Below are 24586 nucleotides of genomic sequence, written 5' to 3'. Positions count from 1 at the left end.
ACTCATCCACCGCCCGGGACACCTTCCACCAACTCGCTTTCTCACCTCCAGGAGACACCGATGTCTACCCAGAAAGTCGAAGCACCACCGAAGACACCCACCGACAAAAAGCCCACTCTCCGCGCGGGGGCGAAGAAGGCCCGCGGCCGCGAGGCACGATGGGCGATCTACCTGATCGCACCGACTTTGGTCATGCTGGCCATCGTCATCGGCTATCCCGTGGTCAGCGCCATCATCATGTCGTTCCAGAAGGACGCCGGGCTCGATCCCGCCACCGGACTGTTCGTGCAGGGAGGCTTCGCCGGGTTCCAGAACTACACGCACTGGCTGTTCCAGCAGTGCGCCGGTCCGAACGGCACCACCATTTCATGTCCGCCAGGAAGCCTCGGGTCGCAGTTCTGGGGCGCGGTGTTCGTGACCTTCTTCTTCACCGTGACCACGGTCATCCTCGAGACGATCCTCGGAATCTGGTTCGCGCTCATCATGAACCGCACCTTCCGCGGACGCGGACTCGTCCGCGCGGCGATCCTGGTTCCGTGGGCAATCCCCACCGCGGTTACCGCCAAGCTCTGGTTCTTCATCTTCTCGACCGCCGGCATTGCGAACGTGATGCTCAACACCCAGATCCTCTGGACGAGTGACGAGTGGGCTTCCCGCTTCGCCGTGATCATCGCCGACACGTGGAAGACCACGCCTTTCATGGCCCTCCTGATCCTCGCCGGTCTCCAGATCATCCCTGAAGAGGTGTATGAAGCCGCGAAGATGGACGGCGCGACGACCTACCAGAGGTTCATGCGGATCACATTGCCCCTCGTGAAACCGGCACTGCTGGTGGCGATCCTGTTCCGCACGCTCGACGCGCTCCGCATCTACGACCTGCCCCAGATCCTCACCGGAGGCGGTGGTGGCACCGGTAATGCGACGACCACCCTGTCGATCCTCGTCGTGAAACAGATCAGGCAAGGGTTCAACAGTGCCTCAGCCCTGTCGACGATCACGTTCCTCATCATCTTCCTCGTCGCATTCATCTTCGTGCGGTTCCTCGGAGCCAACGTCGTGCGAACGACCGAGAACCAGCAGAAGGGTGTGAAGGCAGAATGACTACCGTAGCCAGCCCCAAACCGGCCACGACGGCCAAGGGAGGCCCATCGCACACCCTCGACGTCCAGGCGAAGAAGAAGTTCCGTCGCCGCGTACGCAGCCAGGGTGCACGCACCGGCATCAGCGCGCTCATCATCGTGCTCTGGTGCATCATCCCGTTCTACTGGATGATCGTGACGTCGTTCCGCGAGGTCGGGTACACGTTCGAGACGACACCCGGTCCGACGCACTTCACCTGGGACAACTACGCGACTGCGCTGTCCACCAGTGGAGGCAACCACCTCGTCCAGGCGATCATCAACAGCCTCATCATCGGCGTCTGCGTGACGGTCGTCGGTCTGGTGGTCGGCATCTTCGCCTCATACGCGCTGGCCAGGCTCGACTTCCTCGCCAAGGGGATCATTCTGGGCATCGTCCTCGGCGCCTCGATGTTCCCGGGCGTCGCGCTCATCACTCCGCTGTTCCAGCTCTTCACGAACATCGGGTGGATCGGCACCTACCAGGCCCTGATCATCCCTGAGATCTCGTTCGTGCTGCCCCTGACGGTCTTCACCCTCACCTCGTTCTTCCGCGAGATGCCGTGGGACCTCGAGGAGTCGGCACGCATCGACGGGTGCACCCAGGCCCAGGCGTTCCGTAAGATCATCCTCCCGCTCGCCGCGCCGGCCGTCTTCACGACCGCGATCCTCGCGTTCATCTCGTCCTGGAACGAGTTCCTGATCTCCAGCCAGCTGTCCAGTGACGCGACGCAGCCCGTGACGGTTGCGATTGCGAGCTTCACCGGCAGCCAGCCGCACGAGGAGCCGTACACGACGATCATGGCAGCGGGCACCATCGTGACGATCCCGATCATCATCCTCGTGCTGGTCTTCCAGCGGCGGATCGTCGCCGGCCTCACCGCCGGGGGCGTGAAGGGATAAACGATGCATTGGAACGATCCACGCTACCTGGTGGATGTCGGCATCGGGCTCGTGGGCTTCTTCGCCTTCGTGTTCCTCATCGTTACGATCGTGAGCGAGCTCACGGGCGCCGATGCCCTTGGCTGGGCCCTGACGCTGCTCGTCTTCGTCATCACACTCGGCCTGCTGTGGCGGGCGCGCATCCGTATGCGTGATGCCGCCCTTCAGGCCCGGGACCCGCTGCACAAGGGCTCCTGACCGACGGAGTGGTGACTCACTGTGGCAGGCATCGACGAGGTCGCGCGTGCGACGGGCGTGTCCACCGCGACGGTGTCGCGCGCCCTTCGCGGGCTCCCGAACGTCTCCGACAAGACCCGTGCGCGGGTGCGGCGGGCGGCGGATGAGCTCGGTTACGTCGCATCGTCGAGCGCGTCCGGGCTGGCCAGCGGCCGCACGCTCGCGATGGGGGTGGTCGTCCCGTCGGTGAGCCGCTGGTTCTATACGTCCGTGCTCGAGGGCGTCGACGCGGAACTGCGCTCGGCGAGCTACGACATGATCCTGTTCAACCTGGGCGGCCATCGCGGCGACCGGGAGCGCGTGTTCCACCGGACCATCCTGCGGAAGCGAACGGATGCCCTGCTTGCGATGTGCCTGGATTTCACACCGGACGAGCGCCACCAGCTCGCCTCCACCGGGCATCCCACCATCGTCGTCGGCGGTCCCGTGCGCGGCCTCCGCAGTGTCGGCATCGACGAACGCGGCACGGCCCGGCGCGCGACCGAGCACTTGATCGCCCTCGGGCACCGCGACATCGCGCACCTCGGCGGCGAAGACGAGGAGGGCCTCAACCGCCAGGTTCCGATCGGCCGGATGCACGGATTCCAGGATGCGCTCAGGGATGCCGGCATTCCCGTTCGTCGCGACTGGATCATCCCCGGCGGTTTCTCGCTGCCGGTCAGTCGTGCGTCGATGAACAGCCTCCTGGACCGCGAAGGTCCCCGACCGACCGCTGTGTTCGCAGGCTCGGACGAGATGGCGATGGGCGCGATCCTCGCAGCATTCGACCACGGGCTGCGCGTTCCTGAGGACCTCTCCGTGATCGGGATCGACAACCACGACTTCGCCGAGTCGTTCGGTCTCACCACGATGGCGCAGGACCCGTTCGAACAGGGCGCGGTCGCTGCGCGCATCTTGCTGGACGAGCTGAACGGCGGCGAGCCGCGCGCCCGTTCCCTCAAGATGCCGGTCACCCTGATCGAGCGCACCAGCACCGCTCCCCCGCGCCGCTGACGCGGCTGGCGTCGGGCACAGGAAAAAGCACCCTGAAACTCGCGTTTCGGGTGTTTTTCCCTGTGCTCGAGCGCTCGGAGAAGCTAGGCGGCTGCGGTGAGGGCCTCGGCCTCTTCGAGGAGCGACTCCTCGACGCCGTCGACGCGCTTGAGGTAGCGGTGGCCGATCATGATGAGAGCAGTCGCCACGAGGACCGAGATGGCTGCGGCGTAGAACGGGGTCGCTGCGGTGAACGTCGCGGCCAGCAGTGTGGCCGCGGGAGGCGCGATCGCGCCGCCGAGGAACCGCACGCCCGAATACGCGCTGGATGCGACAGCACGGGGCAGGTCGGTCGCCTCCATCACGCACTCGGTGAGCACCGTGTTCAGGACGCCCAGCAGCAGGCCGCCGACGATGACGCAGACGATCAGCCCGACCACCGAGTGGCTGAGCAGGCCGGCGGCGGCGAGGTCGACGGCGAGGAGCGGCATGACGATCCACAGCACGCGGGTGCGCGGAAGCCAGCGCGTGAGCAGTGGCGCCACCCACACGGAGGTGACCGCCAACGACACGCCCCAGCCGAAGAAGATGAAGCCGAGGCTGATCGCGCTCGAGACGCCGAGGGGCACGAGTGCGAACGGCGTGTAGGCGAGCAGCACGAAGAACCCGATGTTGTAGAACAGTGCGGCTGCCGCGAGGAAGCCGAGCGACGGGTTCGCGAGCGCACGGAACGGCGCGGAGAGTGGCGTCGGGGTGGGCTTCTCCGGGTCTTTGCGCAGCAGGGTCGCGATTGCGACGAAGCCGATCGCCATGAGGGTCGCAGTACCGAAGAACGGCCCGCGCCAGCTCCAGCTGCCGAGCAGGCCGCCCAGCAGGGGGCCGATCGCGATGCCGAGGCCGAGAGCCGCCTCATAGAGGATGATCGCCGACGAGGTTCCGCCGGACGCAGCACCGACGATCGTCGCGAGCGCCGTCGAAATGAAGAGGGCGTTGCCGAGGCCCCAGCCGGCACGGAACCCGATGATCGATTCCACGTTCTGCGAGAGCCCTGCCGCAAGCGCGAAGACGACGATCAGCGCCAGGCCGATCAGCAGTGTGCGCTTGGCGCCGATGCGGCTGGACAGCCAGCTCGTGAAGAACATGGCGACGCCGGTGATCAGGAGGTAGCTGGTGAACAGCATCTCCGTCTGTGTCGGGGTGGCCTGGAGGCTGTGCGCGATCGCGGGAAGGATGGGGTCGACGAGACCGATGCCCATGAACGCGATCACGGAGGCGAACGCCACCGCCCAGACGGCGGTGGGCTGGGAAAGGATGTTTGCGGGTTTGTCGTGTGCCATGCGTCTAGTTGCGGCTTCCTCTGAGTGCGGCGGATGCGGCATCCGTCAGTTCTACGCGCGAGCCGATGATCTCGACAGCGTGCCGCAGTGAATCGACCTCGTCGTCTGCGAGGTCGGAGAACATCGGCAGGAGCGCAGTCGCCAGCTGGTCGCGCCAGTTCTCGAGCGCGTCCGCGCCCTTCGGCGTGATGGCGATCTGCCATGCCCGCGCGTCGTCGGTGTCGGCGATGCGCTTGATCCATTCGGTCTCGACCAGGTTGCGGACGATCTTGGTCATCGTCGGCTGGGAGACGCGGCTGTGGGAGGCGAGTTCGCCGAGCCGCAGCGGGCCGCTCGTCGTGAGGACGCTGAGCGTACGCCAGGTGGCGGGCGACTCGGTGTTGCCGGTGACGCGGGCGGCCAGACGGGCGAGGCGGTGACTGGTGACGACGAGGTCGCCGAGGATTCTCTGGAGTTCTGCGTCGGTGGCCATCGTGGGTGCCATCTCCTGTGCGGGTGGGGATATGAGGGCTGTGTTCATCATGCTTCTCTTTCGTGCGGCAGCCGGGTGTCTTGTGGGCACGCCGGCGGTCGCGATTCTCCGGGTTGGGATACTCCCAATTATATATAGCTTGCCTATCTAATTCAAGAGCCAAGCTATATAACTCACACCGCACCCGGATTATGCCCCGTCCTGACACCCGGTTCAGGTGCAATTCCATTGCAAGCGTTTTCATGCTTATGTGCCCTGTGCTTAGATGTCCTACGTGAATTATGATCATCGGGCGACACCGGGCATTGCACCGTCTTCTCGCGGTGTCGCGCGGAGGCGACGGCTCGGCCTTACGGCCGGTGTCCTGGTGACCGCGTTCATCGTGCTGAGCGGGGCCACCACCGCTGCCGCGGCAAGCTGGGCGCAGGTCGCCTCCGTGAACGCGAACCTCGGCGGCGGCGATGACGGGACATTTCTCGGCAACGAGGGAAGACCGTACTCCGGGGCCGGGCAGATGATCGTCGTCATCGATGGAGCGTTCGACACCGCTCATCCGATGCTCGCCGGCCGCGTGGTCGAAGAAGCGTGCTTCGGCCTGCGGGAGCGTGCGGGGGTCGACCCCCAGGACCGACACCTGTGCGGGCCCTCAGCGCAGACGAATGCCGACCTTCCCTCCGTGCTGTACACGATAGGTCCCGGCACATCGCAGTACAGTAGAGCGCGTGGCCGGTCCCGGTCAGAGCTGCCATGAGACGCACGGCACGATGGTCGCAACGATCGCAGCAGGGACGCCGCGCACGGTGAGCAACGGCCAAGTGGCCGTCACGGCCGCCGGCGTAGCGCAGAAAGCACAGCTGGCCCTGTTGAAGGTGGGGAACCGCGTCGGCTGGGCCCCCGAAGCGGTTGACGCTGCACTGGATTACACACTCAACGTGCTGGCGAAGAAATACCACGTTGCCGCCGTCAACATCTCGGCGTCGAACACAGTGGTGCGGGACGGCACGGGATGTCCGACGACGCCCGGAATGGGCTTCGCCGATTCGGCCGCACAACTACGAGCGGCAGGCATCGCGGTGGTCGTCGCTGCGGGCAATGACGGCGCCCGGAACGCGATCGGATCGTGGGCGTGTGCAGACGAGGTCATCGCAGTGGGCGCGACCGGCGTGACGGATAAGAGCACGCTGACCGACTACTCCAATGCATCCGCCAGGGTCGACCTTCTCGCCCCTGTCGGAGCGAGCAGCACGCTCGACAACCCTGATGCCATCTGGGGTGGCTGGATGACCCCGAACGGCGTCGCGACGACGGGACCGCTGGTGGGAACGTCCTTCGCTGCACCACAGGTCGCGGGAGCGTTCGCCGTCCTCCGGTCCCGATATCCCGACGCATCCGTCGATGAGCTGCTCGGGCGGCTTCGCCGTACCGGTGTAGTCGTGGCCGACACTCGCGCGGGAAACAGCGCCGCCGTCGCGCCTCGCATCCGGCTGGGTGACGCGCTCAACGATCGCGGAACGCGCCCGGCCCACGACTGGGACGGCGACGGACATCCCGAATGGCTGCTCCTGGCCGCCGACAAGAGCACCGTCGTGATGTATCCCGCGAAGGGCGGCGTGATCGATCTTCCGGGGTGGCGGTACCTCTCATCCGATTGGAGAGACCGCAGCAAAACCATCGCCGTTCACGATTTCGGCATGCTGGGCACCAACGGCCTCATCGGCGTTCGAGGACGGGACATCTTCTACAGCCAGTTCGACCCCCGGAAGAACACGCTCGATGGCCCGATGGTGATCGCCGAAGGCGCGGCGACCGACATTACGGCGCTCGCTTATGCACGCGGCATCCCCGGCACCATTGCCGCGCTCCTGGCCCAGACCACAGACGGATCGATCATCATCCGGGCGAAGGCGGAGCGAGACACGACACTCGGCGAGGCCCGCACTCTGAGGAGCGCGAAGGACACTGCGGGCATGCGCCTCGTCGGGGTCGCGGACCTGAACGGCGACGGCCGCCCCGACCTCGTGATGCGACACCCCGACACGGGCCGCCCCTGGGCGTGGTGGGGCACCGGATCGCCCGTCACCCCGTTCACTTCGGCCGGCCAGGAACTGACCGCGATGTCCTACTGGAGTTCGAAGGACCAGGTCTTCGTGCTGGACGGCTTCACTGACGGCAAACCTGTGATCGGTTACCGGGTTCCGAACGGCAACACTGTCGGCTTCCGGCTCGACGCGGCCGGTCGCGTCAACGACGCCAGCGACTTCAGGATGTCCTCCCCCTACGTCGCGGGCGTCGAGTTCTTCGCAGCTTCCACGAGATAACCCCAACGAAAGGCAGTTCGAATGTCCAGATCCTATAGCCGTGCCGCGATCACCGCAGGCCTGATCGCGCTCAGCATCGGCGGGGTGACGAGCGCCGGCGCCCTGTCGGCACAGGCCGCCGACGCATCCGCGAGCGGGAGCGCGACAGCGTCGACCGCCGGCGCTGCTTCCGATGCCTCCGCCGCTGCAGCCGCTGTCGACGACGGCGCGAGCACGCCGAACGGAAGCCCCGTCGGCACGCAGAGCCCACAGGACGCAGAGGGCACTGCGGTCGATGAGCAGGAGTGCGCAGACCTCGAAGATTTTGAGGTCTACGATCTCACCGAAACAGGGTTCAAACTCCGCTGGACTCTTCCCGACAACCACCCCGAGTACGTCAGCTTCTTCATGGACGGACTCGGCGCCTACGTGGTCCCGGTGGGCGACTTTCCGTACACCGAGGCGATCGGTCATCACATCAAACCCGGCACTCGCTACTTGGTCGGCATTGGATACATCTGCCCCGGCGGGGCCGTAGCTGGAACCCCGATCCTGACCTTCACGACTCCGGGTGTCGCCCCAGAACCCGAATTCGATTGGGAACCTGGGGCGACGGCCTCGATGAACGCGTCAGCCGCCACCGGCGCAGAAGCGGCCGCGAATGCAACGGCCAATTCGATCGGGTCTGCTTCTGCGTCGGCGGCTGCGTCTGCGTCTGCGTCTGCGTCTGCGGAAGGTTCGGAGAACGCCAGCGCCGCTTCGGACGTCGACATTCCCACCGTCGATCCGGCTTCAGAGCAAACCAGCAACGCGATCGCGAATGCGGCCGGCGCTCGGACCGACGCCGCGCTGGATCAGGCGAAGGTGCTGGCGAACACCGGCCAGGATGTCGGAGGCCTCCAGGTGGTGAGCGTCGGACTGGTCGCCACCGGCCTCATCGCACTCGTCGGCAGTCTGGCGTATCAGCTCAGGAACCGCAGAGCCTGACCGGATCGGGGTCGCGACAAGACGTGGAACGCGGCCCCCAACGACTCGTGCCCCCTCCCGCAACAGCGGTCGGGGGCACGAGTGCGTTCGGCTGCGCCATCGCTGGCGAGCCGAGGGTTGGGGTCTACCGCAGGAACGGCCCATGCTGGGGCGTGCTGCGGTACAGATCCGGCGGGTGTGCGGCGTGTGCCGCACCCGCTCCCCTGATCAGCGCGACATGGAAGACATGCCGCCAGTACGTGGCGAAAGATCGCCACCTCGTCGTGGTATTCATCGTGGGTACTTTCCGGTTGCGCATCCGGATGCCCGCGCGGCAGTGCGCGGACAAGCCGACGTTCGACACGTGCAGGCAGGCGGATGCTGGGTGAGCGCACGCCGTGAGCAGCGTGCGTGGGTGCCGAGCATCCGCGGTGCCTCACGCGTCAGCGGACGGATGTCCGTTAAACGCACAAAGGCGCCGCCCCGTTGCGGGGGCGACGCCCTCGTAACGCGGAATACCCGGTGAGGAGTAACCGCGTTGCAAGCGTCAGGCGGCTCGTAGCGAGCGCCGGTCAGCCAGTGGAAAGTGCCCCGATACCGGGGCGCAGACTACTTGAGGGTGACGGTGGCGCCAGCCTCTTCGAGCTGAGCCTTTGCCTTCTCTGCGGTCTCCTTGTTGACGCCCTCGAGCACGTTGCTCGGAGCGCCGTCAACGACTGCCTTCGCCTCACCGAGGCCGAGGCTGGTGAGTGCGCGCACCTCCTTGATGACCTGGATCTTCTTCTCGCCGGCCGCCTCGAGGACGACGTCGAAGGAGTCCTTCTCCTCGACCTCTTCAACGGGGGCTGCGGCGCCGGCGCCGGCGGCTGCGACAGCAACCGGGGCAGCGGCGGTGACCTCGAAGGTCTCTTCAAACTTCTTCACGAACTCGCTGAGCTCAATGAGCGTGAGCTCCTTGAACGCGTCGAGCAGTTCGTCAGTCGACAGCTTTGCCATGATTTTCTCCTTATGTTTTCTTAGTTACTCACCGCGGTGCAGGCATCCGTAGAAACGGATGACTAGCTCGCGGACTCCTGCTTCTCACGCAGCGCGTCAACCGTGCGAACGGCCTTCGACAGCGGTGCGTTGAACAGATATGCGGCTCCGAACAGCGAGGCCTTGAAGGCGCCGGCCAGCTTGGCCAGCAGCACCTCACGGGACTCGAGGTCGGCGAGCTTGCCTACCTCTTCTGCGGTCAGCGGGTTACCGTCGAAGTAACCGCCCTTGACCACGAGGAGAGGGTTTGCCTTGGCGAAGTCGCGCAGGGATTTCGCGACGGCGACAGGGTCACCGGATACGAAAGCGATAGCGGACGGACCAACGAGCTCCTCGTCGAATGACGAGATGCCTGCGTTGTTGGCCGCGATCTTGGTCAGCGTGTTCTTCACCACGGCGTACGTTGCGTGCTCACTGATGGATGTGCGCAGCGTCTTGAGCTGAGCAACGGTGAGCCCGCGGTACTCGGTCAGCAGAACGGCGGTCGAGCTCTCGAAAAGTTCCGTGAGCTCGGCAACCGCGGCTTCCTTGTTCGCCATGGCCTACTCCTAAATATGTACGTCGCACATCGCGGAGGCGATGTGCGCCTCGGCCGCCGGAGCCCCTGGAACGTGTCCAGAGCTGTTGCTCACAAAGAAAAAAGCTCCGGCGCAGAGGCACGGAGCTGGAAACGCATTCCATGAAACACGGAAGCGAAATCATCTTCATACACCTGCGCGGGCCCTCACCTGGGTGAGCCTTCGATCGGATGCGATTGCGCGCACACCGATAACCGGCGGTCTTTGGCTTCGTACAGGTTACGGGACGCGCGGTCCCGGATGCAAATCCGCCAATCCAGCCCGGTGCCGATCGCGGGTAGTAGGTTGATGTCGTCGCGCCGCGACGACACGGGCCACGAGGAGGAACGACCACATGGAACCAGCCGCTCAGGCGAGTGCGGCGCGGCAGCCAACGGTCAAGGAGGTCGCCAAACTGGCCGGCGTCAGCCCGATGACGGTTTCGCGCACCCTGGCCGGCGGCAAGAACGTTCGTCCAGAAGTGCAGGACCGCGTGCTCGAGGCCGTGCAGCAGCTCGGCTACTACCGCAACGAGAATGCGCGCAGCATCCGCCCCGGCCAGGCGAGCGGGCTCGTGGGCGTTGCGATCACCAATCTCGGCAACCCGTACTACGGGAACTTCGCCCTGGGCGTGGAAGAGATCGCCGCCCAGTACGGCCGGCGGATCGTCCTCGGAAACACCGGTGAGGACACCTCCCGCGAACGCCAGCTCATCGCCGACTTGATCGGACGCCAGGTGGAGGGGCTGATCGTCGTGCCGTCCGGCAACGATGCTGCTCACCTCCAGCCGGCGAGCCTGCGTGGCACTCCGCTGGTGCTCGCGTCGCGCAGCGTGCGCGGCGTCGCCGCCGACTCAGTGGTGCTCGACGATATCGGCGGGGCCCGCCGCGGCACCCGGACGCTGCTCGACGCAGGTCATCGCCGCATCGCCTACCTCGGCAACGTCACGAGCGTCTTCACCGGGCAGCGCCGGTACGACGGGTACGTCAGCGCTCTCACCGAGTTCGGGATCGAGGTCGATCCCGAACTCGTCCGGCGCGGCCAGCAGGATGTCGAGACGGCTTCGATCGCGATGCGCGAACTCCTCGACCTCGCCGATCCCCCGACAGCAGTCTTCAGTTCGAACAACCGCAACACGATCGGCGCCCTCAAGGCGATCGGGGCGCGCCTCGACTCGCTTCCCGAAGAGCACCGCGCGCTGCCTGCCATCGTCAGCTTCGACGACTTCGAGTTGGCGGAGATGATGCCGGTGCCGGTGACCGTGGTCGACCACGATGCCCGTGAACTCGGGCGCCAGACCGCCCGGCTGCTGTTCGCCCGGCTCCTGGGCGACGCGGATCTGGGGCCCGCTCGTGAGATCGAGATGCCGACCCATGTGCGGGTCGTCCGCGCCTGACCTGCGGGCAGCCAGGTTCGAGTCACCGTTCCACTCGTTGTGGTAACGTTACCAACAGTCACAACAGCTCCCACGCCGCTGTCCGAAGGGAACACCATGCCGACACTGTGCATCGACTTCGGGGGAACCGAGATCAAGCTCGGCATCCTCGACGGTCCACGCATCCTGGCGAGCACGACAGTGGCGAATACGGGAACGATGGCCGACCTCGACCGGGTGCGCGACGCTGTCGATGAGTTAGGCCGTGCCACGGACGACAGCTCCATCGGCACGGTCGGCATCGCCGTGCCCGGCGTCGTCGATCGCGTGAACGGCACGCTCGTCGCAGCCCACGACAAGTACGACTATGCGATCGGACGCGACCTGCGGGAGTGGGCGACACACTCGTTCGGCGCGCCGGCCGTCGTCGAGAACGACGCGCGCGCGGCCCTCGTCGGCGAGACCACCTACGGCGTGGCCGCCGGCACGCGCGACGCGGTCATGGTCACGCTCGGAACCGGGATCGGCACAGCAGCCCTGATCGACGGTCACCTCCTGCGGGGCGCGCACGACCACGCCGGCATCCTCGGCGGCCATATGACAGTGGACCTCGACGGCCCGGCCTGCAACTGCGGGAATGCGGGATGCGCGGAAGCGGTAGCCAGCACCTGGGCGCTCCGGCGTGATGTCGCATCCGATCCCGCACTCGCCGCGTCGCCGCTCGGTGAGCGCGCCACGCGCGGCCGCATCGGCCTCCGGGACCTCGTCGAAACCCGGGACGCCCCGGCGCCCGCCGCCTTGTTCGACCGGTACCTGCGCGCCTGGGGCGCCGCCATCGTCACGCTGTGCCATGCGTACGATCCCGACGTCGTGATCGTCTCGGGCGGTGCGATGCGATCGGCCGATGCGATCCTTCCCCCGCTTTCGGAGTACGTGGATGCGCACCTCTGGTCGTCGTCGCACCGGCCGGCCTTCGTGACCCCTTCCGCCCCCCAGTACTCCGTGATCCTCGGGCTCTCCGCGCTCGCCGGTCGGCCCGACGCGCGAGACGGCCTCCACCGAAAGGACGACCAGTGACAGCAACCGATCGCCCCTCCCCCTCCAGCTACGTCAAGCAGCCGACCGTCGCGATGCCCACCGGAAGCGTCATCTGGTCGGGCACCGAGGCCTGGAGTGAACTGGATGTGGCCGCACGCGCCATCGCGGGGGCGCGACCCGCGGTCGTCGTGATCGACACCTATCCGGGCGTGGACCTGCGCGCGCTGATCGCCGAGCTGCGAACGAACCTGCCGGACTACGACGTCATCGACGTCGAAGACAGGGCGGCGCATCCGCCCGAGACCGTCGACGCCCTCGTAGAGCGCAACCTGACCGACGACCGCGTCTTCGGTGTTCTCGGGCACTTCACGCTCGACGAGTTCTACGACGTGGAGAAGCTCGCTTCCCTCGCCACGGCTGTCGCCGACACAGCGCGCCCGGTCATCCTCGTCGGCTGGGGAGCCGCACTCACCCCCGTCGCGCCGGACGTGCTGGTGCTCGCCGACCTGGCCCGCTGGGAGATCCAGCTGCGGCAGCGTCGCGGGGCGACGAACTGGCGAACCGCCAACGCAGGCGAGGACAGCCTCCGCAAGTACAAACGCGGATTCTTCGTGGAATGGCGGGTCGCCGACCGGCACAAACGCGACCTCTTCGACCGGATCGACTTCCTGCTCGACACGAACGCCGGTGTGCAGCAGGCCGGGCTGATCACCGGAGAGGCCTTCCGCGAGGCCCTGGCCGAGGCGACGGCGGGGCCGCTGCGCGTCGTCCCGTTCTTCGACCCCGGCGTCTGGGGCGGCCAGTGGATGAAGGACCGCCTCGACCTCGACCGCACGGCCGACAATTACGCCTGGTGCTTCGACTGCGTGCCCGAAGAGAACTCGCTGCTGCTCGAAGCCGGCGGCCGCGTGGTGGAGATCCCCGCCATCGACCTGGTGCTCACCAGGCCACGCGAGCTGCTCGGCGAGAAGACGTTCGCGCGTTTCGGAGCCGAGTTCCCCATCCGGTTCGACTTCCTCGACACGATGGGCGGCGGCAACCTGTCGCTGCAGGTACACCCGCTCACCGACTACATCCAGAACACGTTCGGCATGCACTACACCCAGGACGAGTCCTACTACCTGCTCGACGCCGACGAGGATGCGGTCGTCTACCTGGGCCTGAAGACCGGGATCGACCCGGCCGCGATGATCGCGGACCTGCAGGCGGCGACGGATGGCGAGCATCCGTTCGATGCCGAGAAGTACGTGAACCGCATCCCGGCCCGCAAGCACGACCACTTCGCCATCCCGGCCGGTACCGTGCACGCGTCCGGAGCGAACTCGATGGTGCTCGAGATCTCGGCCACCCCGTTCATCTTCACCTTCAAGCTGTGGGACTGGGGGCGGGTCGGCATCGACGGCATCCCCCGCCCGATCCACGTCGACCACGGCGCGAAGAACATCCAGTGGGACCGCGACACTGAATGGGTCGAGAGCAATCTGCTCGGTCAGGTCGAGGTCGTCGCCGAGCGTGAGGGCGTGCGTGAGGAACGCACCGGCCTGCACGAACTCGAGTTCATCGAGGTACGCCGCCACTGGTTCACCGACGAGGCGCGGCACGACACGGAGGGCACGGTCAACGTGCTCAACCTCGTCGAAGGCGACGAAGTGGAGATCGCGAGCCCGACCGGAGCTTTCGCGCCCTACCGCATCCACTATGCGGAGACGTTCATCGTGCCGGCCGCAGTCGGGCCGTACATCATCCGCCGCACGCCGGACTCGCGAAGCGAACGCTTCGCGACCGTGAAGGCCTACGTGCGGGACACGCGCGACAGCGACGGCTGATCCGCGCGGGCCGCCGCCGCAGTCAGCGCAGAGGTGGCGCGGCAGCGTCGTCGGGGGCAGGCTCGTCGGCAGGCTCAGGGGCATGTTCAGCGACGGGCTCGACAAGGGGCGGCTGCGTGGCGGGGGTGTGGTCGAGCGGCAGCGAAACGCTGAACGTCGTCTCGCCGGGTACGCTCGACACGGTGACTTCGCCACCGTGCGCCTCGACGACCGCCTGGACGATCGCGAGTCCGAGGCCGGTGCTGCCTGTCGTTCGTGCGCGCGAGCTGTCGGCGCGCGTGAAACGCTCGAACAGGGTGGCCTGGAACTCCTCGGGGATGCCGGGGCCGTCATCCGTCACCGCGATCCTGGCGCGGTCGGCGCTCTCGTCGACGGCGAGGCTGACCGTCACCTGGGTCCCCTCCGGCGTGTGCACCCGGGCATTGGCGAGCAGATTCATGATCACCTGGTGCAGGCGCGCTTCGTCGCCGATCACCTCGACGGGCGTGTCGGGCAGGTCGAGGCTCCAGCGGTGATCGGGGCCGGCCGCATGGGCGTCGCTGATCGCATCGACGAGGAGGATCGACAAGTCGACCGGGTCGCGCTCGAGGTCGCGGCCCTCATCGAGGCGGGCGAGCAGCAGCAGGTCCTCGACGAGCGACGTCATGCGTGTCGCCTCCGATTCGATGCGCCCGATCGAGTGTGTGACATCGTCGGGTAGCTCGTGAGGACTGCGGCGCGTGAGCTCGGCGTACCCGCGGATCGAGGCGAGCGGCGTGCGAAGCTCGTGGCTCGCATCCGCGACGAACTGCCGCACCTTCTTCTCGCTCGCCTGCCGGGCGGTCAGGGCGGAGCCGATGTGGCCGAGCATCCGGTTCAGCGCGGCGCCGACGGTGCCGACCTCGGTGTGCGGGTCGGTGTCCTTCTCCGGCACGCGAACTGAGAGTGCGACCTCGCCGCGGTCGAGCGGCAGTTCGGCGACTTCCTGCGCAGTACCCGCGACACGGGCGAGCGGCCGCATCGCCAGCCGCACGACGAAACTCGCGATGAGGAACGCGAAGATGATGCCGGCGAGAGTGACGAGCGCGATGACGAGTGTGAGCTGGGACACGGTCGCGTTCAGCTCGTCGAGCGGAAGCCCGATGATGACACTGTCACCGTTGATGAGCTGCGCCGCGGCCACCCGGTAGTCTCCCAGCTCAGAGCCCAGGTTGACCGTGCGCGGCTGGCCGTCGGCCGGCAGGGAGAGCAGCTCCGACGTCGGCACAGGCACGATCTGCGGGCCGACGGGCTGGTTCGGCGCGGCCTCCGAAGGGCGCTTCGCGAGGATGACCGGGTAGATGAGCAGGTCGCCGCTGCGCACGACGCCGAAGGTTCCGACCGGCTGGCCGGGCGTGTTCACGATGCGTGTCACGTCTGGCCCGGTGGGTGACGATCCGTAGATCTGGTCGGCAGCATGCTGTCCGCGCACGACCGCGCTCGTCAGCTGGGTGTCGAGCCGATTGAGAAGGTACGTCTGCAGCGCGAACACGCTGACCGCCCCGATCACCGCACCGAGCACGGCGAGCATCGCGACGACGACCAGGACCACCCGGCTACGCAGCGTCCAGGAGCGGAACGGGCGGATGCGCGGCAGCCGACCCCACTTTCGTCGCCCTGGCGGGGTGCGGGGCACGCGCGCCGCCGAAGCGGCCTGGGTCACGTCGCGGCCTTGACCATGTATCCGGCGCCGCGAACCGTGTGGATCATCGGGACGCGGCCGGAGTCGATCTTCTTGCGCAGATAAGAGATGTACAGCTCGACGACACTCGAAGAGCCGCCGAAATCGTAGCTCCAGACCCGGTCGAGGATCTGGGTCTTGCTGAGCACACGACGCGGGTTGCGCATGAGGAACCGGAGCAGCTCGAACTCGGTCGCGGTGAGCGCGATGGGCGAACCGTCACGGTGCACTTCGTAGCTGTCCTCGTCGAGGACGAGGTCGCCGACGATCAGCACGGGGTCGTTCGTGTCGGCGACGGCGCTGCGGGAGCGCCGGAGCAGGCCGCGGAGGCGGGCGACGAGCTCTTCGAGGCTGAACGGCTTGGTGACGTAGTCGTCCCCGCCCGCGGTGAGCCCGGCGATCCGGTCGTCGAGCGAATCCTTCGCGGTGAGGAAGAGCACCGGTGCCTCGTTGCCGTCCGCGCGCATCCGGGACAGCACCTGCAGCCCGTCGATGTCGGGCAGCATGATGTCGAGCACGACGACATCCGGCCGGAACTCGCGCGCGATCGTGAGGGCCTGCTGGCCCGTCGCGGCGGTCTTGACCTCCCAGTCCTCGTAATGGAGGGCCATCGAGAGCAGGTCGGTCAGCGTGGACTCGTCGTCGACGACGAGCACGCGGATGGAGCTGCCGTCGGCACGACGCAGGACGGTTCGCGGCTGGGTGGAGGCGCTCGTGTTGGCGCGAGAGTTGATCGTCACACTCCCATTATCGTGAGGCTGCTCGAACTGGCCTATGGGAATGCTTTGTACAACCTGTGAGGCGGTCAGACCTGGCTCGCGTCTATTCGGGGAGGACGGCGAGGCCCAGCGTCTCGACCAGGACGGCGGCCTGGGCGCGATCGACGATGGCGCCCTTGAGCTGCGAGGTGAGCGGGTCGAGCGAGCTGAGGTCGCTGCCACGCAGGTCGGCTCCGGTGAAGTCGGCCCCCTCCATCCACGCCCCTGACAAGTCGCAGCCGTCGAAGGTCGCTCCATCGCAGCGGGCGCGGTTCAGGTCGGCCTCGCGCAGCCTCACCCCGTGGAATGTCGTTCCGCTCAGCTTTGCGCCGGTCAGCCCGACGAACGACCAGTTGCCCCCGGCGACATCCATCAGGTCGAACGCGCAGCCGTCGAAAACGCTGCCGGTTACGTTGCAGCGGGTGAACGACGCGTCGAAGAAGTTGCAGCGGGTGAACGTGCAGTTGATGAAGGCGCTCTCCGTGTGCTTCGACACGTTGAAGCGCACGTTGCTGAAGGAGCACTCGGTGAAGACGGCGGATGCACTGGCCACTTCGGTCATGTCGACGTCGAAGAACCCCACGCGCGCGAACTCGACCTTGTCGAGTTCACGCGCGTACCAGTCCTCGCGCCGTACTTCGCTCTCCGTCGCTGCCATGCGCCCATCCTAGGGAGCGACGGTCGGCGAAAACGTCAGTCCTGGTTCGAGAAGGCGGCGTCGAAGGATGCGGTGGGCAGCTTCCAGAGCAGCGAGCGGATGTACCCGACCGCCTCCTCTGCACCGTGCAGGCGGTCCATGCCCGCGTCTTCCCACTCGATCGAGATCGGGCCCGTGTAGCCGATCGACGTGAGGGCGCGGAACGAGTCCTCCCACGGAACGTCGCCGTGCCCCGTCGACACGAAGTCCCAGCCGCGACGCGGGTCGCCCCAGGGCAGGTGCGAGCCGAGCACGCCGGCGCGGCCGTTCTTCGGGCGGAGCCGCGTGTCCTTGCAGTCGACGTGGTAGATGCGGTCCTTGAAGTCGACGATGAAGCCGACCGGGTCGATGTCCTGCCACATCATGTGGCTGGGGTCCCAGTTGAACCCGAACGCCTCGCGGTGGTCGATCGCTTCGAGCGACCGCACGCTCGACCAGTAGTCGTACGCGATCTCCGACGGGTGCACCTCGTGGGCGAACCGCACCCCTTCACCGTCGAAGACGTCGAGGATGGGGTTCCAGCGGTCGGCGAAGTCCCGGTAGCCCGCATCGATCACCTCGGCGGGCACCGGCGGGAACTGTGCGACGTACGGCCAGATCTTCGAACCGGTGAAGCCGACGACGGTGTCGACGCCGAGCCGGCGCGCGACCTTCGCGGTGAGCTTCAGCTCTTCGGCCGCACGCTGACGCACGCCCTCCGGGTCGCCGTCGCCCCACACCTTCGAGCCGACGATCGCCTGGTGGCGGAAGTCGATCGGGTCGTCGCAGACGGCCTGGCCTTTCAGATGGTTGGAGATCGCCCAGACCTTCAGGCCGTAACGGTTGAGGATGTCGAGCCGGCCCTGCAGGTAGTCGTCGTCTTCGGCCGCACGCCACACATCGAGGTGTTCGCCGGAGCACGCGATCTCGAGGCCGTCGTAGCCCCACTCGCTGGCATGCTTCGCCACCTCCTCGAGGGTGAGGTCGGCCCACTGGCCGGTGAACAGCGTGACCGGATGGGTCGACTTCAGTTCGGTGGCGTCATCGGTGGTCATGAGGGTGAACCTTTCTCGATCTCGATCCACGAGCCGGATTCGGCGGCGTCGATCACGGCATCCGTCACGCGTGCCGCGCGGAGTCCGTCGACGAACCGCGGGAGTCCGTCTGGTGTGTCCCCGCCGATGGCGGCGTAGGTGTCGGCGACGAACGCGTTGAACGCGTCCTGGTAGCCCTGCGGATGCCCGGACGGCACCACGCACAGCCGCGCCGCGTCGTCGTGCAGCTGGTCTGCGTCGCGCGGGATGAGCATGCTTCCCCGGCGGCGCCCGACCCACAGTGTCTCCGGCTGTTCCTGGTCGAACGCGACGCTTTCGGCACTGCCGGCGATCTCGAGGTGGAGGCGGTTCTTGCGTCCGGGGGCGACCTGCGAGACCAGGAGCGTTCCGATCGCGCCGGAGGCGGTCTCGAGTACGACGGCGACCGCATCCTCGGTGGTGATCCCGCTGTGCGCAGCGCGCTCGGCGAACACCGTCTTCTTCGTCGCCGCGACCCGGGACACCCGGTCTCCGCTGACGAATTCGACAAGGTCGACGAGGTGCGACCCGATGTCTGCGAAGGCGCGCGACCGGCCGCCCTGCGCCGTGTCGACGCGCCAGTTGTCGTCGTCGGTGCCCAGCAGCCAGTCCTGCAGGTACGAACCGTGGATGCTCAGCACCCGGCCGGCCTCACCGTCGGCGAAGCGCGCCCGTGCCTCGCGAACCATCGGGTGGAAGCGGTAGGCGAAAGGCACGGTCGCGACGTTCACGCCCGCTGCCCCGACCATCCGCTCTGCATCGGCGACCGTGGTCGCCAGCGGCTTCTCGCAGACGACGTGCTTGCCGGCGGCGAATGCGGCGATCGCCTGGTCGGCGTGCAGGGCGTTGGGCGTCGTGACGTGCACGACATCGACGGCGTCGTCGTCGAGCAGCGCATCGAAGGAGGCGTACGCGGTGTCGATTCCGAGCGCGTCAGCAGCCTTCGCCGATTTCTCCGCCGTCGACGATGCGATTCCGACGAGCCTGGCCCGGGCCGCGCGGGCGGCCCGGGAGTGCACGGTCGCCATGAACCCGCCGCCGACGATGGCGACGCCGAGCTGTTCGGCTCCCATTGCGGGTCAGGCTCCGGGCGCGAGCGTTGCCGCGAGCGGGTCCCAGTCTTCGGGGAGGCTCGGAGCGACCGTCACGGTGCTCTCGACGATTGACGGGATTCCGGATGTGCCGGCCTCGATCGTGGCGACCATCACGTCGAGCACGTGGTACGCCTGCTCGCCGGATGCCCGCTCCGGACGACCGGCCCGGATGGCGCGGGCGAGCTCGAGCACGCCGGTTCCGCGGGTGGTGGTCGCACCGTGCGAGGGGATCGTCTCGATGTCGTCGCGGCTGCGGTGGATGGTGAGCTCACCGACGAAGGTGTTCGGGTCGGGGACGACGAGCGTGCCCTCGGCACCGGCGACTTCGAACTGCACACGGGACAGCTTCGAGTCGAAGCTGAACACGCACTGTGCCGTCTGGCCGCTCTCGAATTCATAGAGGGCGCTGACGTGCGTCGGCACGGTCACGGTGAACTCTTCGCCTGCGCGCGGGCCGGAGCCGATGATGCGGGTCTCCCGCGCCTTCGACACGGCAGCGCTCACCTTGGCGACCGGGCCGAACAGCTGAACCAGGGTGGTGATGTAGTACGGGCCGATGTCGAACAGGGGCCCGGCGCCCTCCTGGAAGAGGAAGTCGGGGTTCGGGTGCCACGACTCTGGCCCCGGGCTCTGCATGAGCGTCAGAGCCGTGAGGGGCGCGCCGATGGCGCCGCTCTCTACGAGGCGGCGGGCCGACTGGATTCCTGCGCCGAGGAACGTGTCGGGTGCCGTGGCGACACGCAGCCCGGCGGCGTGGGCGGCGTCGAGCAGCTGCCGGCCACTCTCGCGGTCGAGCGAGAAGGGCTTCTCGCTCCAGACGTGCTTGCCTGCGGCGAGCGCCTGGAGGGCCACCTCGACGTGCACCCTGGGGAGGGTGAGGTTGACGACGATCTCGATCGAGTCGTCCGCGAGCAACTCCGTCACCGAACCCGACCCGGGTACGCCGAACGTCGCCGCCTGGCTGCGTGCCCGCTCCTCGTCGATGTCGGCGATGAACCGCACCTCGAGGTCGGGGAAGGTGGTGAGGTTCTTCAGATACTCCGTGCTGATGACGCCGGCGCCGATGACGCCGACACCGACGCGCCCGGTCCCGGCACTCACGCGAGACCCTGCGTGGTGAGGAAGGTGTAGCTGTCGGCGATGGCCTGGAAACGGTCGCCACGCGAGTCGTCGAGTTCGATGACGCGGAGGGCATCCGGCGCAGCAGCGATGATGTCGGCGACGGGCAGTGAGCCCTGGCCCACCGCGACCTGGTCCTTGGTCTCGGTGGTGGCGGGGCCGTCCTTGATGTGGAGTGCGACGACGCGGTCGCCGAGACGCTTCAGCAGTGCCACCGGGTCCTGACCGCCGACGGCGACCCAGTAGGTGTCGACCTCGAGCACGACGTTGTCGTCGAGCCGGCCGGCGAAGTACTCGAGCGCGGTGACGCCGTCGACCGTGTTCGAGATCTCGTGGGCGTGGTTGTGGTACCCGACGCGCACGCCGTGCTCGGCCGCGATCGCGGCAGCGGCGTTGAGCTGGGCGGCCGTTTCGTCGATGTCGGCCTTCTGCGTCCAGCGGTCGGGCGCGACGAACGGATCGATGACTGTGCCGATGCCGAGGGCGCTGGCCGCCTCGAAGACGGGAGCGACGTCGCCGCCGATGAAGCTCTGGTGCGTGGTGGGTGCGGTCAGCCCGGCGTCGGCGAGGCCACGCGCGAGTGCATCGCCGAACGAGACGAAGGCGAAAGGCTCGACCTGGGTGAAACCGAGGTCGGCGATACGCTTCAGCGTTCCGGCTGTGTCTTCTTGTAGAAGCTCCCGCACGGTGTAGAGCTGTACGGAAAGTTTGGACTGCGTCACGATTCTCCTCGTCGAGTGTTGCTGGATTGCGCGCTGGGCGTGCACCCATTCAACCAGACTTCTGCCGCATGTCAATCAAAAGTCGGCTGATGATCGCCGTCTTTGCTGTGTGCGGCGAGACTATGTGGTTCAATGACTCCATGAGCGACATCGTCCGGGAACGGCCCCTCGTGGCGCCCGAGGCCGCGTCGCTGCTCGCCATCCTGCGCGATGGTGTGCCACGCACCCGGGCACAGCTCGCCGAGCTGACGGGTCTCGCCCGCTCGACGATCTCGACCCGCATCGACTCCCTCGCGGCCGCCGGCCTGATCAGCCCCGCAGGCGACGCCGTCTCGACCGGGGGCCGCCCTCCGGCGCGCATCGCTTTCAGGCCGGAGTCGCGCATGATCATCGCCATCGACCTCGGCGCAACCCACGGCGTCGTCGCCATCGCCGACCTCGCCGGGACGATCCTGGACAGCGAATCGAAGCGGCTTGCGATCGCCGACGGCCCGGAACCCGTGCTCGACTGGGCGCTCACCACCGCGAAGCGCCTCGTCGCCGACAGCGGGCGCCCCGTCGACGACCTCGTCGGAATCGGCATCGGGGTGCCCGGGCCCGTCGAACACTCGACCGGCATGCCGATCAATCCCCCGATCATGCCCGGCTGGGACCGCTTCGACATCCCCGCCTATGTCGGCGGCTCCTTTAGCGGCGTGCCCGTACTCGTCGACAACGACGTCAACCTCCTCGCACTCGGCGAACGCGCGACCGCCTGGCGCGACCAGTCCGACCTGCTCTTCGTGAAGGTCGCCACCGGCATCGGCGCCGGCATCATCAACGGCGGCCGCCTCCAGCGCGGCGCCCAGGGCTCGGCCGGGGACCTCGGGCACGTTCGCGTGCCGTTCACCAGCGAGACCGCGACCCACAGTGCACGGGATGCCGACCTCGAAGCCCTCGCGAGCGGCCCGGCGATCGCGCGTGCCCTCACCGCAACCGGCATCCCAGCCGTCACCAGCGAAGACGTCGTGACGCTTGCCCGTTCGGGCAACCCCGTCGTACTGCAGGCGATCCGCCAGGCCGGACGCGACCTCGGCGAGGTCGTCGCCACTTGCGTCAACCTTCTCAACCCGTCCGTCGTCGTCATCGGCGGAAGCATCTCACGCGTCGGCGAACAACTGCTTGCCGGCGTACGCGAAGTCGTCTACCAGCGGTCGACGCCCCTCGCCACCCAGCACGTGACCATCACGCAGTCGAAGGCCGGCGAGACCGGGGGCGTGCTCGGCGCGGCCATCATGGTCATCCAGCACGTGCTCGACCCCGAGACCGCGCACGCGATGCCCGCCCGACGCTAGCCGTCTCCCGGGAGCCCACGGGCCGCACGCGTGCACCCGCACCACATCCACACAACACGTACCGAAAGGACTCGTCGTGAGCACCAGGTCGAAGAAAAAGGAGCCGGCGCTGCGCGTCGGCGTCGTCGGGCTCGGATGGGCGGGCCAGCAGCACATGAACGCGTTCGCGTCGCTCGACGGCGTCGAACTCGTCGCACTCGCCGGCATGGAAGATGAGGCGAGGGAGGAGCTCGGCGAACGCTACGGCGTGACCCGCCTGCACCGGGACTGGAAAGACCTCGTCGCAGAGGGCGACCTGGACATCGTCAGCGTCGCCGTCCCCACGTTCCTGCACGCTCCCATCACGGTCGGGGCTCTCGAAGCCGGCATGCACGTGCTCTGCGAGAAGCCGATCGCGCGCAGCGCGGCAGAAGCGCAGGCGATGGTGGATGCGGCCCGCTCGGCAGGGCGCGTGCTCGAGATCGCGTTCAACCATCGCCGCCGTGGAGATATCGAAGCCCTCAAGGCGGCCATCGACGCCGGCACCATCGGCCGTCCCTACCACGGTCGGGCGATCTGGCTGCGCCGGGCGGGCATCCCCGCACTCGGCAGCTGGTTCACCAATCGCGAGATGGCCGGCGGTGGCCCGCTGATCGACCTGGGCGTGCACGTGCTCGACTACGCCCTGCACCTGTTCGGCGAGCCGAAGGTGACCGCGGTCTCCGCCGTCACTCACGCCGAGCTCGGAACCCGTGGCCTCGGCGGCGCGGTCGCGGGCAAGCAGCAGGTGGGTTCGGCCTACGAAGTCGAGGACCTCGCGAGCGTGCTGCTGAGACTGGAGGGCGGCGGATCCCTGATGATCGAGACCAGCTGGGCGGCGTACCGGCCCGCGGGCGACGAATTCGGGATCACGATCTACGGCACCGAGGGAGGCGCCGACCTGCGGGTGGTCGACTACGCCCCCGTCGGCGAACTGACGATCTTCACGGGCCAGGACGAGACGAGCGAAGACGTCGTGGTGAAAGCCGATCCTGGCCGCGGGCACACGGCCGTGGTCGAGACGTTCGTCGAACATGTGCGCGACACGGAGCACTGGGCGCAATACGACGGGTCGCTGGCGCTGGAACGTGCCCGGATCATCGACGCCTGCTACGCATCCGCCGCGGCGGGAGCCGAGGTCGTCCTCGAGCACGCGACCGCCGGACAGAAGGGAGAGGAACGATGAGCGAACTGAGCATCACCGTCTGGAACGAAGGCGTGCACGAGACCACGCAACCGGAGATCGCGGCGATCTACCCGAACGGCATCCATGGTGCGATAGCGGATGGGCTGGCCGGCCAGCTGGACGGGGCGCGCATCCGCACCGCCACCCTTGCCGACCCCGAACACGGCCTCAGCGAAGAGGTGCTCGCCGACACCGACGTGCTGCTCTGGTGGGGGCACATCGCCCACGACCAGGTCGACGACGCCGTGGTCGAGCGCGTGCGTGCACACGTGCTGGCCGGCATGGGTCTGATCGTGCTGCACTCCGGGCACTTCTCGAAGATCTTCACCCGATTGCTCGGCACGACCTGTTCGCTGGCGTGGCGCAACGAGGCGGAGCGCGAGGTCGTCTGGACGGTCGCGCCGACCCATCCGATCGCTGAAGGTGTCGAACAGCCGATCGTCATCGACCGGCAGGAGATGTACGGGGAGTTCTTCGACATCCCGACACCGGACGATCTGGTGTTCATCAGCTCGTTCACGGGCGGCGAGGTGTTCCGCTCCGGTGTGACGTTCACGCGGGGTCGAGGCAAGATCTTCTACTTCAGCCCCGGCGACCAGGAGTACCCGGTGTACTTCCACCCGCAGGTGCGGCGTGTGCTTGCGAACGGCGTGCGGTGGGCGGCTCCTGTCGAGGGCGAGCGGCGTGTGCCGGAGGTCTCGAATCCGTCGGTGGACTGGTTCGTGTGCTGAGGTG

At 67.4% G+C, this 24586-nt stretch carries 24 protein-coding genes; 13 read left to right on the top strand and 11 right to left on the bottom strand.

Features of this window, described 5'->3' with window-relative positions; translation table 11 throughout:
• The first annotated feature begins 60 nt into the window (after positions 1-60).
• From ACPPVQ_RS05290 to ACPPVQ_RS05275, 4 genes are read left to right on the top strand one after another with little or no spacing between them, the layout of a single operon-like run.
• Complete coding sequence (locus tag ACPPVQ_RS05290) at positions 61-1101, top strand: carbohydrate ABC transporter permease (RefSeq protein WP_426519360.1); 1041 nt, start codon at positions 61-63, stop codon at positions 1099-1101.
• Complete coding sequence (locus tag ACPPVQ_RS05285; RefSeq protein ID WP_426519358.1) at positions 1098-2021, top strand: carbohydrate ABC transporter permease; 924 nt, start codon at positions 1098-1100, stop codon at positions 2019-2021. Before ACPPVQ_RS05290 ends, ACPPVQ_RS05285 begins: the two co-directional genes overlap by 4 nt.
• A gap of 3 nt (positions 2022-2024) precedes the next feature.
• The gene (locus tag ACPPVQ_RS05280) at positions 2025-2258 is read left to right on the top strand and encodes a hypothetical protein (RefSeq protein WP_426519356.1); all 234 of its coding nucleotides are present in this window, start codon (positions 2025-2027) and stop codon (positions 2256-2258) included.
• Positions 2259-2279: 21 nt separating this feature from the next.
• Positions 2280-3290 carry a LacI family DNA-binding transcriptional regulator gene (locus ACPPVQ_RS05275; protein WP_426519354.1) on the top strand — a complete coding sequence of 337 codons (1011 nt, stop codon included), beginning with the start codon at positions 2280-2282 and terminating at the stop codon, positions 3288-3290.
• An 83-nt stretch (positions 3291-3373) separates the two neighbouring features.
• On the opposite strand, the gene ACPPVQ_RS05270 is transcribed toward ACPPVQ_RS05275, so the two are convergent.
• Positions 3374-4606 carry an MFS transporter gene (locus ACPPVQ_RS05270; protein WP_426519352.1) on the bottom strand — a complete coding sequence of 411 codons (1233 nt, stop codon included), beginning with the start codon at positions 4604-4606 and terminating at the stop codon, positions 3374-3376.
• A 4-nt stretch (positions 4607-4610) separates the two neighbouring features.
• Entirely contained in the window at positions 4611-5078 is a 468-nt protein-coding gene (locus ACPPVQ_RS05265; protein WP_426519350.1) for a MarR family winged helix-turn-helix transcriptional regulator, read from the bottom strand.
• Positions 5079-5445: 367 nt separating this feature from the next.
• Here ACPPVQ_RS05265 and ACPPVQ_RS05260 point away from each other — a divergent pair, with 367 nt between their 5' ends.
• From ACPPVQ_RS05260 to ACPPVQ_RS05250, 3 genes are read left to right on the top strand one after another with little or no spacing between them, the layout of a single operon-like run.
• Positions 5446-5829 (top strand): hypothetical protein, encoded by a 384-nt coding sequence (locus tag ACPPVQ_RS05260; protein WP_426519348.1) that lies wholly within the window; start codon positions 5446-5448, stop codon positions 5827-5829.
• Complete coding sequence (locus tag ACPPVQ_RS05255) at positions 5801-7396, top strand: S8/S53 family peptidase (protein ID WP_426519346.1); 1596 nt, start codon at positions 5801-5803, stop codon at positions 7394-7396. The genes ACPPVQ_RS05260 and ACPPVQ_RS05255 overlap by 29 nt, the downstream gene beginning before the upstream one ends.
• Before the next feature lie 21 nt (positions 7397-7417).
• The gene (locus ACPPVQ_RS05250) at positions 7418-8362 is read left to right on the top strand and encodes a hypothetical protein (RefSeq protein ID WP_426519344.1); all 945 of its coding nucleotides are present in this window, start codon (positions 7418-7420) and stop codon (positions 8360-8362) included.
• Positions 8363-8950: 588 nt separating this feature from the next.
• On the opposite strand, the gene rplL is transcribed toward ACPPVQ_RS05250, so the two are convergent.
• Positions 8951-9337: a 50S ribosomal protein L7/L12 gene (gene rplL, locus ACPPVQ_RS05245; RefSeq protein ID WP_426519342.1), complete on the bottom strand. Its 387-nt coding sequence runs from the start codon at positions 9335-9337 to the stop codon at positions 8951-8953.
• Between the two features lie 62 nt (positions 9338-9399).
• Positions 9400-9915 (bottom strand): 50S ribosomal protein L10, encoded by a 516-nt coding sequence (gene rplJ, locus ACPPVQ_RS05240; protein WP_426519340.1) that lies wholly within the window; start codon positions 9913-9915, stop codon positions 9400-9402.
• Between the two features lie 373 nt (positions 9916-10288).
• Here rplJ and ACPPVQ_RS05235 point away from each other — a divergent pair, with 373 nt between their 5' ends.
• The 3 genes from ACPPVQ_RS05235 to ACPPVQ_RS05225 all read left to right on the top strand — a co-directional run bounded on the left by ACPPVQ_RS05235 (position 10289) and on the right by ACPPVQ_RS05225 (position 14172).
• Complete coding sequence (locus ACPPVQ_RS05235) at positions 10289-11329, top strand: LacI family DNA-binding transcriptional regulator (protein ID WP_426519338.1); 1041 nt, start codon at positions 10289-10291, stop codon at positions 11327-11329.
• Between the two features lie 96 nt (positions 11330-11425).
• On the top strand, positions 11426-12385 hold the full coding sequence (locus ACPPVQ_RS05230; RefSeq protein WP_426519336.1) for an ROK family protein: 960 nt from the start codon (positions 11426-11428) through the stop codon (positions 12383-12385).
• Positions 12382-14172, top strand: a complete 1791-nt coding sequence (locus ACPPVQ_RS05225; RefSeq protein WP_426519334.1) for a class I mannose-6-phosphate isomerase — start codon at positions 12382-12384, stop codon at positions 14170-14172. The genes ACPPVQ_RS05230 and ACPPVQ_RS05225 overlap by 4 nt, the downstream gene beginning before the upstream one ends.
• A 22-nt stretch (positions 14173-14194) precedes the next feature.
• Here ACPPVQ_RS05225 and ACPPVQ_RS05220 read toward each other — a convergent pair whose 3' ends face one another.
• The 7 genes from ACPPVQ_RS05220 to ACPPVQ_RS05190 all read right to left on the bottom strand — a co-directional run bounded on the left by ACPPVQ_RS05220 (position 14195) and on the right by ACPPVQ_RS05190 (position 21313).
• Positions 14195-15853 carry a sensor histidine kinase gene (locus ACPPVQ_RS05220; protein WP_426519332.1) on the bottom strand — a complete coding sequence of 553 codons (1659 nt, stop codon included), beginning with the start codon at positions 15851-15853 and terminating at the stop codon, positions 14195-14197.
• The gene (locus tag ACPPVQ_RS05215) at positions 15850-16611 is read right to left on the bottom strand and encodes a response regulator transcription factor (RefSeq protein ID WP_426519330.1); all 762 of its coding nucleotides are present in this window, start codon (positions 16609-16611) and stop codon (positions 15850-15852) included. Before ACPPVQ_RS05215 ends, ACPPVQ_RS05220 begins: the two co-directional genes overlap by 4 nt.
• Before the next feature lie 82 nt (positions 16612-16693).
• Positions 16694-17287 carry a pentapeptide repeat-containing protein gene (locus ACPPVQ_RS05210; RefSeq protein ID WP_426519328.1) on the bottom strand — a complete coding sequence of 198 codons (594 nt, stop codon included), beginning with the start codon at positions 17285-17287 and terminating at the stop codon, positions 16694-16696.
• 35 nt (positions 17288-17322) lie between these two features.
• Positions 17323-18360 (bottom strand): sugar phosphate isomerase/epimerase family protein, encoded by a 1038-nt coding sequence (locus tag ACPPVQ_RS05205; protein WP_426519326.1) that lies wholly within the window; start codon positions 18358-18360, stop codon positions 17323-17325.
• Positions 18357-19451, bottom strand: coding sequence for a Gfo/Idh/MocA family protein (locus tag ACPPVQ_RS05200; RefSeq protein ID WP_426519324.1), 1095 nt, complete (start codon positions 19449-19451; stop codon positions 18357-18359). Before ACPPVQ_RS05200 ends, ACPPVQ_RS05205 begins: the two co-directional genes overlap by 4 nt.
• A 6-nt stretch (positions 19452-19457) precedes the next feature.
• Positions 19458-20573 (bottom strand): Gfo/Idh/MocA family protein, encoded by a 1116-nt coding sequence (locus tag ACPPVQ_RS05195; RefSeq protein ID WP_426519322.1) that lies wholly within the window; start codon positions 20571-20573, stop codon positions 19458-19460.
• Positions 20570-21313 carry a sugar phosphate isomerase/epimerase family protein gene (locus ACPPVQ_RS05190; protein WP_426519320.1) on the bottom strand — a complete coding sequence of 248 codons (744 nt, stop codon included), beginning with the start codon at positions 21311-21313 and terminating at the stop codon, positions 20570-20572. Before ACPPVQ_RS05190 ends, ACPPVQ_RS05195 begins: the two co-directional genes overlap by 4 nt.
• A 140-nt stretch (positions 21314-21453) precedes the next feature.
• Here ACPPVQ_RS05190 and ACPPVQ_RS05185 point away from each other — a divergent pair, with 140 nt between their 5' ends.
• The 3 genes from ACPPVQ_RS05185 (at position 21454) to ACPPVQ_RS05175 (ending at position 24582) form a co-directional block, all read left to right on the top strand.
• The gene (locus ACPPVQ_RS05185; RefSeq protein ID WP_426519318.1) at positions 21454-22647 is read left to right on the top strand and encodes an ROK family transcriptional regulator; all 1194 of its coding nucleotides are present in this window, start codon (positions 21454-21456) and stop codon (positions 22645-22647) included.
• Between the two features lie 76 nt (positions 22648-22723).
• Positions 22724-23851, top strand: a complete 1128-nt coding sequence (locus ACPPVQ_RS05180) for a Gfo/Idh/MocA family protein (RefSeq protein ID WP_426519316.1) — start codon at positions 22724-22726, stop codon at positions 23849-23851.
• A complete protein-coding gene (locus tag ACPPVQ_RS05175) occupies positions 23848-24582 on the top strand; it encodes a ThuA domain-containing protein (protein WP_426519315.1) in 735 nt (244 codons plus the stop codon). Before ACPPVQ_RS05180 ends, ACPPVQ_RS05175 begins: the two co-directional genes overlap by 4 nt.
• The last annotated feature ends 4 nt before the right edge of the window (positions 24583-24586 follow it).

Origin of the sequence: Leifsonia sp. McL0618 (genome assembly GCF_049994905.1) — a bacterium.
Classification (GTDB): domain Bacteria; phylum Actinomycetota; class Actinomycetes; order Actinomycetales; family Microbacteriaceae; genus Diaminobutyricibacter.
The sequence above is the reverse complement of the archived record's forward strand: the minus strand, read 5'-3'. Positions and strand labels throughout refer to the sequence as shown.

Bases quoted from the DNA above. Each gene is read 5' to 3' on its own strand.
- ACPPVQ_RS05270 (WP_426519352.1), bottom strand. From the start codon at position 4,606: ATGGCACACGACAAACCCGCAAACATCCTTTCCCAGCCCACCGCCGTC.
- ACPPVQ_RS05265 (WP_426519350.1), bottom strand. From the start codon at position 5,078: ATGGCCACCGACGCAGAACTCCAGAGAATCCTCGGCGACCTCGTCGTC.
- ACPPVQ_RS05280 (WP_426519356.1), top strand. From the start codon at position 2,025: ATGCATTGGAACGATCCACGCTACCTGGTGGATGTCGGCATCGGGCTC.
- ACPPVQ_RS05285 (WP_426519358.1), top strand. From the start codon at position 1,098: ATGACTACCGTAGCCAGCCCCAAACCGGCCACGACGGCCAAGGGAGGC.
- ACPPVQ_RS05235 (WP_426519338.1), top strand. From the start codon at position 10,289: ATGGAACCAGCCGCTCAGGCGAGTGCGGCGCGGCAGCCAACGGTCAAG.
- ACPPVQ_RS05230 (WP_426519336.1), top strand. From the start codon at position 11,426: ATGCCGACACTGTGCATCGACTTCGGGGGAACCGAGATCAAGCTCGGC.
- rplJ (WP_426519340.1), bottom strand. From the start codon at position 9,915: ATGGCGAACAAGGAAGCCGCGGTTGCCGAGCTCACGGAACTTTTCGAG.
- ACPPVQ_RS05200 (WP_426519324.1), bottom strand. From the start codon at position 19,451: ATGGGAGCCGAACAGCTCGGCGTCGCCATCGTCGGCGGCGGGTTCATG.
- ACPPVQ_RS05205 (WP_426519326.1), bottom strand. From the start codon at position 18,360: ATGACCACCGATGACGCCACCGAACTGAAGTCGACCCATCCGGTCACG.
- ACPPVQ_RS05250 (WP_426519344.1), top strand. From the start codon at position 7,418: ATGTCCAGATCCTATAGCCGTGCCGCGATCACCGCAGGCCTGATCGCG.
- ACPPVQ_RS05290 (WP_426519360.1), top strand. From the start codon at position 61: ATGTCTACCCAGAAAGTCGAAGCACCACCGAAGACACCCACCGACAAA.
- ACPPVQ_RS05210 (WP_426519328.1), bottom strand. From the start codon at position 17,287: ATGGCAGCGACGGAGAGCGAAGTACGGCGCGAGGACTGGTACGCGCGT.
- rplL (WP_426519342.1), bottom strand. From the start codon at position 9,337: ATGGCAAAGCTGTCGACTGACGAACTGCTCGACGCGTTCAAGGAGCTC.
- ACPPVQ_RS05185 (WP_426519318.1), top strand. From the start codon at position 21,454: ATGAGCGACATCGTCCGGGAACGGCCCCTCGTGGCGCCCGAGGCCGCG.
- ACPPVQ_RS05175 (WP_426519315.1), top strand. From the start codon at position 23,848: ATGAGCGAACTGAGCATCACCGTCTGGAACGAAGGCGTGCACGAGACC.